General features: G+C 60.8%; 13 protein-coding genes. 6 read left to right on the top strand and 7 right to left on the bottom strand.

All coding sequences use genetic code 11. From position 1 onward, the window contains the following. Window positions 1-3 precede the first annotated feature (3 nt). Window positions 4-588: an amino acid synthesis family protein gene (locus tag NKJ06_RS16905; RefSeq protein WP_352629517.1), complete on the bottom strand. Its 585-nt coding sequence runs from the start codon at window positions 586-588 to the stop codon at window positions 4-6. After that, window positions 585-1169, bottom strand: coding sequence for an amino acid synthesis family protein (locus NKJ06_RS16900; protein ID WP_352629520.1), 585 nt, complete (start codon window positions 1167-1169; stop codon window positions 585-587). The genes NKJ06_RS16905 and NKJ06_RS16900 overlap by 4 nt, the downstream gene beginning before the upstream one ends. A gap of 253 nt (window positions 1170-1422) precedes the next feature. Here NKJ06_RS16900 and NKJ06_RS16895 point away from each other — a divergent pair, with 253 nt between their 5' ends. The 6 genes from NKJ06_RS16895 (at window position 1423) to NKJ06_RS16870 (ending at window position 8073) form a co-directional block, all read left to right on the top strand. Next, the gene (locus tag NKJ06_RS16895; protein ID WP_352629522.1) at window positions 1423-2427 is read left to right on the top strand and encodes a BMP family lipoprotein; all 1005 of its coding nucleotides are present in this window, start codon (window positions 1423-1425) and stop codon (window positions 2425-2427) included. Window positions 2428-2515: 88 nt separating this feature from the next. After that, the gene (locus tag NKJ06_RS16890; protein WP_352629524.1) at window positions 2516-4090 is read left to right on the top strand and encodes an ABC transporter ATP-binding protein; all 1575 of its coding nucleotides are present in this window, start codon (window positions 2516-2518) and stop codon (window positions 4088-4090) included. Further along, window positions 4087-5130: an ABC transporter permease gene (locus NKJ06_RS16885; RefSeq protein WP_352629526.1), complete on the top strand. Its 1044-nt coding sequence runs from the start codon at window positions 4087-4089 to the stop codon at window positions 5128-5130. Before NKJ06_RS16890 ends, NKJ06_RS16885 begins: the two co-directional genes overlap by 4 nt. Next, complete coding sequence (locus NKJ06_RS16880) at window positions 5118-6104, top strand: ABC transporter permease (RefSeq protein ID WP_352629528.1); 987 nt, start codon at window positions 5118-5120, stop codon at window positions 6102-6104. The genes NKJ06_RS16885 and NKJ06_RS16880 overlap by 13 nt, the downstream gene beginning before the upstream one ends. A gap of 11 nt (window positions 6105-6115) precedes the next feature. Continuing rightward, window positions 6116-7129 (top strand): nucleoside hydrolase, encoded by a 1014-nt coding sequence (locus NKJ06_RS16875; protein ID WP_352629530.1) that lies wholly within the window; start codon window positions 6116-6118, stop codon window positions 7127-7129. An 8-nt stretch (window positions 7130-7137) separates the two neighbouring features. Beyond that, window positions 7138-8073: a nucleoside hydrolase gene (locus NKJ06_RS16870; RefSeq protein WP_502905626.1), complete on the top strand. Its 936-nt coding sequence runs from the start codon at window positions 7138-7140 to the stop codon at window positions 8071-8073. A 27-nt stretch (window positions 8074-8100) separates the two neighbouring features. Here NKJ06_RS16870 and NKJ06_RS16865 read toward each other — a convergent pair whose 3' ends face one another. From NKJ06_RS16865 to NKJ06_RS16845, 5 genes are all read right to left on the bottom strand, one after another. Continuing rightward, window positions 8101-9366: a hypothetical protein gene (locus NKJ06_RS16865; protein WP_352810270.1), complete on the bottom strand. Its 1266-nt coding sequence runs from the start codon at window positions 9364-9366 to the stop codon at window positions 8101-8103. Window positions 9367-9471: 105 nt separating this feature from the next. Then, window positions 9472-10596, bottom strand: a complete 1125-nt coding sequence (locus NKJ06_RS16860) for a phosphatase PAP2 family protein (protein WP_352810269.1) — start codon at window positions 10594-10596, stop codon at window positions 9472-9474. 327 nt (window positions 10597-10923) lie between these two features. Further along, window positions 10924-11463 carry an A24 family peptidase gene (locus NKJ06_RS16855; protein WP_352810268.1) on the bottom strand — a complete coding sequence of 180 codons (540 nt, stop codon included), beginning with the start codon at window positions 11461-11463 and terminating at the stop codon, window positions 10924-10926. A gap of 1 nt (window position 11464) precedes the next feature. Continuing rightward, window positions 11465-12007: a tetratricopeptide repeat protein gene (locus NKJ06_RS16850; protein WP_352810267.1), complete on the bottom strand. Its 543-nt coding sequence runs from the start codon at window positions 12005-12007 to the stop codon at window positions 11465-11467. A 53-nt stretch (window positions 12008-12060) separates the two neighbouring features. After that, the gene (locus tag NKJ06_RS16845; protein ID WP_352810265.1) at window positions 12061-12960 is read right to left on the bottom strand and encodes a type II secretion system F family protein; all 900 of its coding nucleotides are present in this window, start codon (window positions 12958-12960) and stop codon (window positions 12061-12063) included. Window positions 12961-12978 lie beyond the last annotated feature (18 nt).

The following is a 12978-nucleotide window of genomic DNA, read 5'->3' as shown; positions in this document are numbered from 1 at the left end:
GCTCTAGCTGACGCCATCCTCGCCGACGATCTTGTCCTTGGTCAGCCCGCCGACGCGCGGGTGCGGCCGGCCGGAATCGGTGACGGCGATGGCGACGACGATCTCGTCGGCACGCGGTGCGTCGGGAACGCGAACCTCCATGCCATCGAAATGGCTGCGCACCCGCGCCGCATCTTTGTGGCCGAGCGGAATGTCGAGCGACACGCCGAGGCCGCCGCGCTTCTTCGATGAGGGAATGAGTGCGGCACCCTTGCCGAGCACATCGCGGAACGGGGCACCGAGTTTTGGGTGAAGGATAGCTGCGGCATGTTCGAGTTCGCCGTCAGCACCGACGGCGGCCGCCTTGCCGAAGCTCTCGACCCGGTCACCGGCAGTGCCGAGAGCAGCGATAGCGCGCTTGGGCAAGATGTCTCCCAACGCTTCGCCGACAGCGCTCAGCGCCGACAGGTCCTCGACATAGGTGCCCGCATAAGGGTTGCGGATCACCGCAATGGCCGCGGCACGTCGCGTCGGCGGATCGACGGGACGACCGCCTTCGATCCGGGTTTCCTCGACGATGGTGATGATGCGGCGGATTTCCGGGTTCATCGCAATCCGTCCTCACCCTTGATGTCGGCGGCGGCAAGACCGCCGACCCGTGCATGAACACGCGCGCCGGTCGTCATCGCCAGGATGACCGCCATTTCGTCGCTGCGCGGCGCGTCGGCAATGCCGATCTCGATCGCATCGAAATGGCTGCGCACATAGGAGGCATTTATGTGCGTTATCGGGATGTCGATGCGCGTTCCGGGGCCGCCGACCTTCTTGGTCGAGGGCACGATGGCCTTGGCGTTGCCGAGCAGTTCGCGCATCGCGTAGCCGCCCGGATTGTGCCAGAGCGCGCCGTGTTCAAGCTCGCCGGCGGCGCCGACGATGGCACCCTTGCCATAGCCTTCGATGGCCTGGCCGCCGTCACCAATGGCGTCGATCAGGCGCCGGGCCATATCGAGACCGAGCGGCTTCAGGTCTTCCATGAAGCCGGTAATCTCTTCGACATAGCGTCCGGCAAAAGGGTTGGCGATGACGGCAACGACCGCGCCACGCTTCAGCGGGCGTGCCGCCTGGGGCCCGCCCTCATGGAAGATCTCTTCGACCTGAACCAGAAATTTCCTGACCAACACAGCCGGCATTGTTCGCTTCCTTCGTCACGTCGTTCATGAAAACTCGTTAGAGTATCAACAATTATGCATCGTCGATATTTGTCAAGCGCAGACGTTCAGCAAGTGAGCGAAGGGCCAAGAAAACTGCAGCGGATGGCGATTGACAGCCTGTTGAGCCGCTCCTAAACTCATATGACCATCAACGAACTCGCCGCTGTCCCGGCGACACGTGGGGTGGTCAAAGCGTGGCTTCAAAAGCTGAAAAAAGCTGAAGGGGAATGACATGAAAAGGGCGCTCAAGAGTTTATGTCTGGCCGGCACGATGCTTGCCATTTCGTTCGGGTCGGCCGCCGCACAGGCCAAGGTTTCCGTGGCCGCCATCTCAGGATATTTTGCTCAGGGCTTCGGCGTTTCGATCGTCAACGGCCTCAACAAGGCCAAGACCGATTTCGGCATCGACCTCAAGCTGGTCGATACCGGCAATCGCGCGCTCGACTACCAGCAGCAGTTCGAGAACCTTGCCAAGGGCAAACAGTATGACCTCATCTTCGTGATGGGCTGGGAACTGGTGGACTCGCTGCAGAAGGTCAGCGCGGAATATCCCGACCAGCGCTTCGTGTTCATCGATGGCGTCCTCGACAACCCCAAGATGATCTACGCCAACTTCGCCGAGGAACAGGGCTCCTTCGTCGCCGGCGCGCTCGCCGGCATGATCGAAGCCAAGGGCACCGCCTTCGACAAGATCGGCGACGGTAAGACCATCGGCTTCGTCGGCGGCCGCGATATCCCGGTGATCCGCAACTTCCTCGGTGGTTACGAGCAAGGCGCCAAATACGCCGCGCCCGATGTGAAGGTGAACTCCGTGTTCGCCGGAACCTTTGACGATCCCGCCAAGGGCAGCGAGCTTGCCCAGGCGCTTTACGGCCAAGGCTCCGACATCGTCTACAACGTTGCCGGCCCGACAGGTGAAGGCGTCATGCAGGCAAGTGCCGCGGTCGACAAATATTCGATCGGCGTCGACATCGACATGTGCGGCTCGGCCCCCGGCAATGTGCTGGCCAGCATGCTGAAGCGCGGCGACATCGCCGTCTATACGCTGATCAAGGACGAGGTCGAAGGCCGCAAGATCACCGCCGGCACACGCACGTTCGACCTCGCCTCGGGTGGTGTCGAAGTCAAGGTCTGCGATGACATCGCCTCCAAGATCCCGGCTGACGTGACAGCCAAACTGGATGAGATCAAGAAGGGCATCCTCGACGGCAAGATCGCGATCGCCAAGGCGAAGTAAACCAACAAAAGCGCCTCCCTCCCAAGAAAGCGCTACACTGATCCGCCGCGGCTTGCCGCGGCGGATCAGTGTCCAATCTGCGAGAGCCATGTTGTCCAACACGCCGGGGTCGCCGACCCTTCACAGCACTGCCGCAATGGCCGTCGAGTTGACTGGCATCACCAAGCGTTTTGGCGCATTCGTCGCCAATGACGGCATCGACCTTGCGGTCCGCCGCGGCGAGATCCACGCCATCATCGGCGAGAACGGCGCCGGCAAGACGACGCTGATGAACATCCTGTTCGGCCTCCTGCAGCCAGACGAAGGCTCGATCCGGTTGAACGGCGAGGAGATCGTGATCGCCGACCCGTCCATGGCGATAAAGGCCGGGCTCGGCATGGTTCACCAGCATTTTAAGCTGGTTCCCTCGCTCTCGGTCGCCGACAACGTCTTTCTCGGCATGGAAATCCGTCGCCACGGGCTGATCGACCACGCTGCACAGATTGCACGCACGCGCGAACTGTCGAAGCGCTTCGGCTTGCAGGTCGATCCGACCGAGCGCGTCGGGCTTCTTTCGGTCGGCATAGAGCAACGCATCGAAATCCTGAAGGTTCTGGTGCGCGGCGCGCGCACCATCATCCTCGACGAACCTACCGCGGTGCTAACGCCGCAAGAGAGCCGTGAACTGTTCCAGACGCTGCGCAGCTTCGTGGCGGAGGGCATGACGGTGATCTTCATTTCGCACCACCTGGAAGAGGTGATGGAAGTGTCCGACACGGTGACAGTGCTGCGCAATGGCAGGAAGGTGGCGACGCGACCGAAGGCCGAACTCAGCAAGGACGAGTTGGTGCACATGATGGTCGGCCGCGAGGTCAGCTTCGACCGACGGCCGCGCGCGTCGCTGAACGGCGACGTGGTCCTCGAAGTGAAGGATCTGTGGGCGCGCGACGATCGCCTGCTGCCGGCCCTTCGCGACGCCAGTTTCACGGTCCGCTCCGGCGAGGTGGTGGGGATCGCGGGTGTGGCCGGCAATGGTCAGACAGAGCTGGCGGAAGTGCTTTCGGGCCTGCGGCAGGCAAGCCATGGCGGGGCTTGGCTGAAGGGGCAGAACCTCACCGCCCTCTCGCCTGCCGCGATCCGCGAGGCAGGCCTTGCCCATGTTCCAGGCGACCGCATGGTCCGCGGGGTCGACCGCAACGCTTCGATATCGGCCAACATCCTGATGGGCCGCCAGCATCGCGCACCATGGAGCCGCGGCGGCGTGCTCAACTGGAACGCCATCGGCCAGAATGCCGAAACGCTGATCAAGGACTTCGATATTCGCGCACGCGGACCGGGCGATGCCGTCAAGCTGCTTTCCGGCGGAAACATCCAGAAGGTCGTTTTGGCACGTGAATTCACCAACGGCGCCGATTTCCTGCTGATCGATCAGCCGACGCGTGGCGTCGACATCGGCGCCCAGGAGGCCATTCATGACGAGATCATGCGCCAGCGCGCCGCCGGCCGCGCGATCCTGCTGATTTCCGTGCAGCTCGATGAACTGGCCGCCCTTGCCGACCGTATCCTGGTGATGTTCAACGGGCGGATCATGGGCGAGGTCGCCGGCGATGACGCCGACGAGGAGCGCATCGGCATGATGATGGCAGGCGTGGCCGCGCCAGACTTCGCGGCGGAGACCGCATGATGAAAGACCACTTGCGTGCCGTTTCCGGCCAGATCATCGCCATCGGTGTGGCGCTGCTGATGGGTGCGATCATCATCCTCATGGTTGGCGAAAGCCCAGTGCGTGTGTTCATGACCCTGTTGCGCGGCGCCTTCGGCGACCAGGAGAAGATTGCCGGGACCTTGCTGCAGACGACGCCGATCCTGATCTGCGGTGTCGCTGCCTGCATCGGCTTGCGCGGCGGCATGTTCAACGTCGGCATCGAGGGACAGCTGTTCCTCGGCGGCTTCGCTGCCGCCTGGGTCGGCTTTGCCATGCCCCTGCCCGCGGGCATTCACACGCTGGCGGCGCTGGCGCTCGCGATCGTGGCAGGCGCGGCCTGGGTCGCCATCCCCGCCTACTTCCGCGCCCGCTACAACACCAACGAGGTGGTCTCGACGATCCTGTCGAATTACGTGGCGGTGCTGCTTACCTCCTATTTCACCATTTTCCTTTTCAAACGGCCGGGCGGCTGGTCGGAGACGCCGCCGATCCTGCCCACATCCTATCTGCCGGAGATCTTCACCTTCTCGCGGTTGAACTGGGGCCTGGTCATTGGCCTGGTGCTGGCGGTCGGCGCAGCCCTTGTTTTCCGCTACACCCGGTGGGGCTACAGCGTCACGATGGTCGGTTCGGCGCCGAAATTCGCCGAATATGGCGGCGTCAACGTGAAACGGCAGGGTTTCCTGGTACTGCTCCTTTCGGGCGCTGTCGGCGGGCTGGCCGGTGGCGTCGAGACGCTCGGCGTCCATCACCGCTTCATGGAAGGGTTTGCTCCCGGTTTCGGCTTCGATGGGCTGATCGCCGCCCTGCTCGCCAATGGCTCGCCGGTCGCCACCATCTTCACCGCGCTGTTCTTCGGCGCCCTGCGCAACGGATCGCTGCTGCTCGAGGTCGATACAAGTGCGTCGCGCGAGATCATCACCGTGATCCAGGCGCTGATCATCCTCAGCGTGTCGGCCCAGGTGCTTGTGAGAAGGCGCGGCGACAGCCAGGCAGGGGAGCGGCGATGGAAATTCTAGACAGGCTGGTCAACATCGCGCTGATCGTAGCCACGCTTCGCACCACCGCGCCCATCCTTCTGGTCGCGCTTGGCGGCTCGTTCACCACCAAGGCCGGCATCTTCAACATCGGCCTCGAAGGGCAGATGCTGGTCGGCGCCTTCTTCGCCGTCCTCGGTTCGATCTGGACGGGTTCCGCACTGGCGGGCGTCGCCTGCGGCGTCGCGGCGGCGCTCGTCTTCGCCCTGGCTTTTGCTGTTCTGGTGGTGAGTTTCAAAGCCAATGAAGTGGTCGTCGGGCTGGCGCTCAACATCCTGGCCGGCGGCATGACGATCTCGCTGATGAAAGCGATCTTCGGCACGCGCGGATCGATCGTCGGGCACGGCATCGTCGGCCTGCCGAAAGTCCAATTGCCCGGTGCCCGCGACCTTCTCGGTTCATGGGCGCCGCTGATCTCCGGCTTCACGCCACTCGTCTATGTCGCCTTCATCGCCGTGGCGCTGCTGGTTCTGTGCTACAACCGGACGCGGCTCGGCCTCTATATCCGCGTCGTCGGCGAAAAGCCGGAAGCCGCCGAGGCGCTCGGCATCTCGATCACCCGCGTCCGCTACACCGCGTCCCTGCTGTGCGGATTGCTGGCGGGCCTCGCCGGCGCGCATCTGTCACTCGGCTACATCACCATGTTCACCGAAAACATGTCATCGGGCCGCGGTTTCATGGCGGTCGCGATCCTGATCTTTTCCAACGGCGATCCGCTGAAGGTTCTGGCTGGCTGCCTGCTGTTCGGCTTCGCGGATGCCTTTTCGTTGCGCCTGCAGACGTTCGGCTATCCGTCCTATCTGGTTCTCACCGTCCCCTACGTCGTGGCGCTGATCGCCCTGTTTGCGCTGTCTTACCGGGCGCGTCCAAGGGCCATCGCGGAAACACTGGAGTCGATGCGGAAACTGCTGTCGGTGGACAAGAACGCCGAGCCCGGCGGCAGAAATCCCCAGTGAAGGAACCCTCCATGGAACGCATAATCCTCGACGTGGATTCGGCCGGCGACGATATTCTCGCCGTGCTGTTTGCAGCGGTGAATCCGAAGCTGCGGCTCGAGGGCGTGACAACTGTGACGGGTGCGGCCGGCCCGATCGAGCAGGTCACCAACGTCGTCCTCAACACGCTGACGCTCGCCGGGCGTGACGACATCCCCGTTCACGCCGGCGCATGGCGGCCGATCGTCGGCAACGCCAAGGCCGACATGGAGGCGCCGGTCCATTTCGAAAAACGGCTTGTTGCCCGGTTCGGCGATCGCCTGGAGAAGTTCAACCCGCCGGCGCCGACGCCCGTGCGGCAAGCCACATCAGGACATGCGGTCGATTTCATCATCGGTACGGTCATGGCCAATCCGGGCGAGATCACGCTGGTGACCACCGGCCCGTTGACCAACGCGGCGATGGCCGTGTTGCAGGAGCCACGATTGACCGGCGCGCTGAAGCGGCTGATCGTGCTCGGCGGCAATTTCCAGACACCGGGCAACATCACGCCCTTGTCGGAATACAATATCTGGGCCGACCCGGAGGCCTCGCGCATCGTGCTGAACGCCGATGTCGAGAAGATTCTCGTCCCGCTCGACATCTGCGAGGACAATCGCGTCGCCGATTCGATGCTGACACGCGACGACATCGCCGACATGCAGGCCGTCGCGAGGGACAATCCCGTCCTGGAGATGATCGCCGACAGCTTTCCGATCTACATCGACATCTGGCGCGAATTCTTCGACCTTGTCGGCTTCCCGATGGACGACGTGATCACCGTGGCGCTGGCTTTCGATCCTGGCCTGGCGACGATGACCGAGCCGCTGTTTGCCGACGTCGTGCTCGACGGCAGGCTGGCGCGCGGCCAGACCGTCGCCTATCGCGGCCGGCAATTGTTGCCCGGCGGCGGACCCAGGACCACCCGCATCTGCACCGGCCTCGACGGCCGGCGTTTCCTCGATAGCTTCAAGAAAACCATAGCGCGCTACGAGCGGGCGGCGTGAAAGACGACATGATGATCAAGCCAACTCCCATCCTGTTCGACTGCGACCCTGGCCATGACGACGCCATTGCGCTGGTCATGGCGCATCGCTCTCCGGCCATCGAACTCGTTGGCGTCACCACGACCTGCGGCAATGCGGAGGTCGAGAAGACGACCGCCAACGCCCTGCGCATCCTGGAATATATCGGCGCTGGCGACGTGCCTGTCGCGCAGGGCTGTCACCGTCCGCTGGCGCGCCTGCTGGTGCTCGGCACCGCCGATGGTCCAAGCGGCCTCGAGGGCTCGCCCTACCTGCCGCAGGCGACGATCAAACCGGTCGATCGGCATGCGGTCGATTTCCTGGCCGACAAGCTGCGCGCCGCCCCCGAACCGATCCTGGTCGTTGCCACCGGCCCGCTCAGCAATATCGGCCTGATGATCCTCAAGCATCGCGATGTGCTGCCCAAGATCAAGGAACTGATCTGGATGGGCGGCGTGTTCTATCGCAAGAGCGAGATCATCACGCCGACCGAGTTCAATGCGTTCTGCGACCCCGAAGCGCTGAAGATCGTTCTGGACAGCGGCGTGCCGATCCTGATGGTCGGCCTCGACGTCACCATGCAGGTGCTGGTCGAGGCGCCGCAATATGCCGAACTCGCCACCATCGACACGCCACTCGGCCGGCTCGTCAACGACTGGCTGCTGTTCTACGAGAAGCTGCATCGCGACTCGATGGGCGTCGGCGGCGCCATGCATGATCCGCTGGCGCTGGCGCTCGCCATCGACCCGACATTGGTGCGCATGCGCCCTGCCCATATCGGCGTCGATCTGTCCGGCACCTACGCCTTCGGCGCGACCATCGCCGATTTCTGGAGCGAGCGCGGTGAAAAGGACAATGCCCGCATCGCATATGAGGTCGATGCGGACCGTTTCTTCAAGCTGATGTTCGATCTGCTGCGGGACTGAACATCTCGCGGGCGGAGGGTCACGTGGCTAGCGGAACAGATATTTCGACACTTCCGGGTTGCTGCGACGCCACATCACGTTGTCCAGGAAGTAGTGATGCACGTTGATGAATATCCACGCTATGAAGAGGAAAAGCGACGAGCCGAGCACCTGTTTGTCGTAGGGAACCAGGGCGGTCAGCGCCATCGGCACGAGCCAGAACCCAAGCGCGCCAAGAATTGTGCCGGCGACGATGAATATCAGCACCCGCAGCCTGTACAGCGGCCCGAGAATGGACAGGACCTTGAGTCCCGGATCCCTGGCGGCATCCGCGCGGTCGCGCTCGACGTTGGTCTGGTAACGCCAGACCACCGCCAGGTACTGCAGCGAATGGAGCGCCGGCACCACAAGCAGCCAGAGCGGATTTATCGTCACGAACAGGATCCAGGCATAGAGGGTGACGACATAGGCGACGACGCCGTTATACGGCAGCGCGCCGCCATGCTTGCGCCACCGATTGACGAACATCACGACGGTGGCCGCCGAGGAAGCAGCGGCGACCGCGAGCGCGATGTTGAGGAGCCATGGCGGGACAGCGAATGTGTAGTAATCCAGGCCCCAGAACTGCCTTTCGGTGATCACCGCGTTTGTCTGGAGCCAGGCGAACAGCCACACGGCATAGCCGTTGAACAGCAACACTTTCTTGTCTTGATCGCTGAAGAATTTGCGCTTCAACACGGCGTCCACCATCAGCATGCCGTAGCCTTGCTTGACGTAGTGCCAGCCCACGAAAAAGCCCATCGCATTGGTCGCATATCCCAGCAGGCGAGCGTTCCCGGTCACGGAGCCATAGGCAAAGAAAGCGCACATGATCAGCGGGACGAAAATGCCCGCGAAAATGTAACGAAGCTGGAGATTCCTGTCGTACCCATCACCGCGCACCTTGCGCGCGAAATTGCGATAGAAAATCTGGTACGAATGGGCAAAGTGCGGCTGGTTTATGAGATGAGACAGCAAGAACGCCGTCAGCGCCACCAGACCTTCGTATTTGAGAGGCACGAAATACAGGACCGGCAGGATCACGAACGCACTCCCGCCAAGCATGAAAAAGTCGATGAACGGACCAAAGAGATGTTTTTGCGGGGCGACTGAGACCGGCGCATCCGCCGAAAGGTGAAGTGCCATGCTGCCTTCTCCCTGTGATCGTTTATTTAGCCATCGACCTGATTGATCGGTAAGGTCCTCGGGTTCCAAACTCAGGTTGACGAAAAACCTGACGACAGCCAGTTCGGCGGTGTCGGCGGCGCCGTTCATGATAGGAATTTTTTCTTGACTCCGTGCCCTCAGCTATGGTACATATTTGCCTATGGTGCTGATTTGCGCCAGTGACCCGCCGTAGAGGCGGGTTTTTCGTTTCCGTCAGCCTACGCGCCGGCGAAGGCTGCGAAGGAACCCGTGAACCCGAGTTCGTAGCCCTGACCGACTATGGGATGGGATTTCGATTCGCGTCGAGCGCGGCCAAGGTTTCGCTATGAGTCCGGCAACGAACCATATGATCGGCGTCGCCAGCATCGAAGCATATCCGTCAATCCCGTAATGCCAAGCCAGATGGACTGACCCTATCTGGATTATGATCAGGAAGGCGACACCGGCCCAGCGCAGCATTGCGCCGAAGCGCCAAAGATAAATAGCATTCAAAGTTGCGACAGCGACGTGCAGCGAAGGAAAGGCTGAAATGCCGCTGCCAAATTGTGGACCGCCTATGGCCGCATTGGCAAGCAGCGCGCCCTGTGCCTTAAGAGCCCACAGAGGATAGGTGACATCGATTGTGCGAAGATGATTCATCAGCGGAGAAAACGCGGCGTCGTCGTAGTAAGGCATGACGAAAGCTGGCCCAACCGAAGCGAATATCGAGGCCGCAAGATTGCCTAACAATGCCCAGGTAAGAACAAATGCCACCAAATATTGAGAGCGAAGGCGTCCACTGCTCGTTGAGAACGTGACGCAAAATAGCACAACGAACATCTCCACAAACCAAATATTGTAAAAAGAATTCAGACCATAAATTGTCAGGCCGTACCCAAGTAGTGGATGCAATATCTGCCATGCATCGACGCCACCGTGGATTGTCCTGTCAATCGCAATGATGGTGGAGTCGGCGTAGAAAGGCATAATCTTGCTGAGACCGCCCTTGATACTGGTGAACAACGAAAAAAAGACAGGCAAGACCAAAGCTACCGGCAAACCTATGATGATCCGGTTAGGCAATTTGTTGGCTACCAGCCGAGCCCATAGAGCAGGAAACGGTCTCTGTGGCCGCTCAAGCAGCACGCGCATCGAAACTATCACAAACAGGATGACGATCACGACAGAACCAGCCCGCAAGAAAGCCAGGTTATATAATTCGAGGCTGACAGGAATATTCCAATGCACTGCGGCGGCAAGCGCCACCAGTACATAGACAAAAGCTGTCGCAAAGAACGGTTGATTGGCCCGCCATGCCGCCGAACTATCACCAAGTACGGACTTGACTATCGATATCATCTAGCCATCGATCTGGGCACTCCGAGGACAGGTACAACGCGGGGCGCTATGTTAGGCGCCACTTTCGGATGAACTTCTTTTTGAGGATTGGGAGCGATGGCGGGTCGGCGCTGATAATTGTTGGTGACGCCGGTTTTTTGACAACAGCCGCAAACGGGACGGCCACCGCGCCAACGATCAATCCAGCCGCAAGCCAAGCCACTGTGGACCGGTAATTGGGTGTCATATTCAAGCCTCCATTCGCGCATAGAATGCCTGCCGGCCATTAAACAAAGCTTACATCGCCGTGACCCCGCGCTTCCGGCGGAGGATCCGACTGTAAAAGGGTCAGTTAAGCTGATTCAGGATTCCGGAGCTACCCACCAGCACCAGCCTTTCGTAGATATGGAAGGCTATCGTGCAGATCACGGCCAGTGAAATCGGCACGCCGAACGGCACCACACGCTTGCGGTCCAGGTGCTGAACGTAGAGGCGAAAAACACCTTGCGGGAGCATCAGTGGTCTCTTCACGATTAGGGCCGTGACGAGGGTGAAAATGAGCAGAAATCCGCAGAACACGATGAGATCGCTGTGTCCGATCAAGAACGGCACGACCGCCATCAGCTTGACATCGCCGGCACCGATCTTGCGCAGCGCCCAGAAAGGGAAGAGTGCGGCAAACAACATGAGGCCTGCGAGAGCGCTCAGCCCCATCTCCAACCACGCGCCGGATTGAAGCGACAGCAGCAGCAAGCCCCCCGCCCCGAGGCAGAGTAGCAGCAACACGTCGCGATTGGATATCTTCTGGGTGGTGAAGTCGAGCCAGGCAATCCTTGCCAGCAGAGGGATGGCGAGGACCTTCAGCAGCAGCGCTTCGACGAGCAACATGCTAGCGCTCGATATTCTGCACGCTTGATGACAGAAGCTTCAGATTGTTGGCGACGGTCGGATCGTTGGGCGCCAGTTCATAGGCCTTGAGGAAATTGCTGCGTGCATCCTGCAGCTTGCCGCGCAGCAGGTAGGAATAGCCGACATTGTTGTAATATTCAGGCGTCGCGCCGACCAGCTTGGACGCACGGGCATAGGCGCGGTCGGACAGATCGAAGCGGTGGATCCGGTCGGTGCAGGCGGCCAATCCCATCCAGGCATTGCCATCATTGGGCGCCAGCTGCGTCGCCTTGAAAAACAGCGCGCCGGCATTGCCGTAGTTTTCGGCGCGGAACTGGTTCTTGGCTTCGGCAACAGCCTGGTCGGAGGCGTAATATTCGACGTCGCTGACCGTCTTCAGCCCGTCGAAAGCATCGCCAAAGGACGTCACATCCCCCTTCGATGGCTCATTGGTGCGAACAACACCATCGGTTACGTCCGCCGTCTGGCAGCCGGCAAGCACCGCCATCAACAGACAGGCCGCGACCGCGAAAACCCTCTTCATATTGTATCCCCAAAGGGCCCCGAATCTATTTTAGGACCAAAGCATATAAGCGATCAGAAGAAAATGCCCTTCATCCGAATGATGACCGGCAACATAATGACCATCAGCACGACTGGAAAGATGCACAGGCCCAACGGAATCATCATTTTCACAGGCAGTGAGTTGGCTTTCTCCTCCGCGGTCAGAATTCTCTGTCCTCGCATTTCTTCGCTGTAGACGCGCAGCGCATCCGTCAGACTGGTGCCCAACTCTTCTGATTGCCGGAAAAGCACAGCCAGCGCCCTTGCTTCTTCAAGTCCGATGCGGTCTGCGAGTTCACGCAGTGCTTCACGTAAAGGTTTTCCCGCGCGCAGTTGCAGGTTCATGATAGCAAGCTGGATGCCCAGCCATTTGTGGGTACCGGCCAACTCCGAACCAACGCGCTCGACCGCTGCCTCAAGGCTCATACCTGCGTCGGCACAGGTGATCATCATATCCATGAAATCCGGAAAGCCACGACGGTAGGTTTCCTTCTGAGCATTCTCGAAGCGATCGAGCAGAATGCTCGGAATCACTATGCACCCCAATCCTAGCAGGGCTGAGCCGGCAAGGGCAAAGAAACCGGGCAGGTGCGGTGGCAACACTCGCGGGAGAAATGCGTAGGCAGCCAAAAATCCGACACACACCGCGCCAAGTCGCGATAGCGTATAGATCAATGGAGCGCTCGCTTGATAGAAGCCGGCACGAAAGAGCTTAGTTTCAAGCGCGCTCGGCTCTTGCCGCTCCTTCTCCATCGTTCGAAAGTACGCGTCGACCGGCCGCTGCGCCGCGATCTTGGCCAGCTGTTCCTGACCCGCGAGCGAGCGAGGATCGACCACACCTTCGGCCATGAGGCTTCGGGCCACCAGCTTTCGCGTCTGCAAGGCCGGCAAGAAGACAAGCGCGCCAAACAGGAAAAGGGCGACCGCAGCCACGAAAACGGCGGTGGAAAC

It is taken from the genome of Mesorhizobium sp. M0293 (assembly GCF_040321735.1).
In the GTDB taxonomy this organism is placed as follows: domain Bacteria; phylum Pseudomonadota; class Alphaproteobacteria; order Rhizobiales; family Rhizobiaceae; genus Mesorhizobium.
Note: the sequence above shows the minus strand (reverse complement) of the source record. Positions and strands in the feature narration are given on the sequence as shown.